Origin of the sequence: Alicyclobacillus tolerans, assembly GCF_900142255.1 — a bacterium.
GTDB lineage: Bacteria > Bacillota > Bacilli > Alicyclobacillales > Alicyclobacillaceae > Alicyclobacillus_I > Alicyclobacillus_I tolerans.
In genome coordinates, this window is record NZ_FRAF01000073.1 from 1 (window position 1) to 1,058 (window position 1,058).

General features: G+C 49.2%; 2 protein-coding genes. Both read right to left on the reverse strand.

From position 1 onward, the window contains the following. Positions 1–318 precede the first annotated feature (318 nt). Positions 319–549, reverse strand: a complete 231-nt coding sequence (locus BUA75_RS15425; protein WP_072875539.1) for a hypothetical protein — start codon at positions 547–549, stop codon at positions 319–321. Between the two features lie 89 nt (positions 550–638). After that, positions 639–1,058: hypothetical protein (locus BUA75_RS15430; RefSeq protein WP_207549801.1), on the reverse strand; the 420-nt coding region annotated here is incomplete at its 5' end.

Here is a 1,058-nt window from a genome sequence, read left to right on the forward strand (position 1 = left end):
CATACGTAAAACACCACATCCCTTTCTCTGTTTACTTTTCAATTTTATGGAATCCTTGCTAGGAAGTATAACATACTTTTTCTGGAATGTGTCGAGTCTCTTCGACAATAGAGAAAGGGGCGAAGGAAACGTGTTACCGTTTGGCTGGAAGACGGGTGGGAAGATTGTGAGGAATGTGAGGCGGTCAAAAATAAGCTCGGCATCTACAGCCCCTATTCACCTGGCATTCGCATTTTCGAGTGCGGGGCGGTTCGTCTCTCTCTGAAAAAAACGACCGCCGCGAACCTGACACGGTTTCAACGGCGGTAGTGTATGCGATTAAGGATGGCGCCAAGTTACCATTTCCCACTGAAATCCATCATTGTTCGGCGTTGGCGAAAGTTTCAGCACATTCGCCTTTGGAGGCGGCAGTACGGCTTCGGCTAACAACCGAATGTCGTTTTCAGTGATGGCGCATTGAGTTGAAGCGACCGGTTTCAGCCAATCTTCTGGGCAAGCGTACAAATTTCCTTGTTCGTCGCGGAAAAACACCTTGTATCCGACATCCACGCTTTCTCCCCCCTTAGCCTTGACGGAAGCAGGGGCGCAGCAAGAAGTCTTACCTTTGAATAACACTAAAAATGTCAACCGTTCAGCACTTATTGCCACTTAACACCGAATTGGCCGTTTTGAACGCCACAGATAAAGGTAGGTGCAAAACCGTTCGGCTGCCACACTTGATTGGCCTGCATGACACCACTGCTGACTCCAAAACCTGCTGTAGCTAGACCTTTCATCATAATGGTTTTTGGCGTAAACCCAGTACGGTCATAGCTTTGCCAGTCATTCGTGAAGAAGTTATACATTGCTGTCGTTGTATTCTCCGGTGCTACTTGCCATGTTTGACCGCCATCGGTGCTAAACGGTGCAGGTGTAGGAGTAGTTGCGTTTGTACTGGTTTCCGCACTAATCCACGGCGCTCCCACCGTAAAGTCGTTCTCTGTCACTCCTGGCATCGTCGCCACGATCTCGTTGCCCTCGATCTTCACCACAATCTGGTTGAACCACTTCATCCCCGC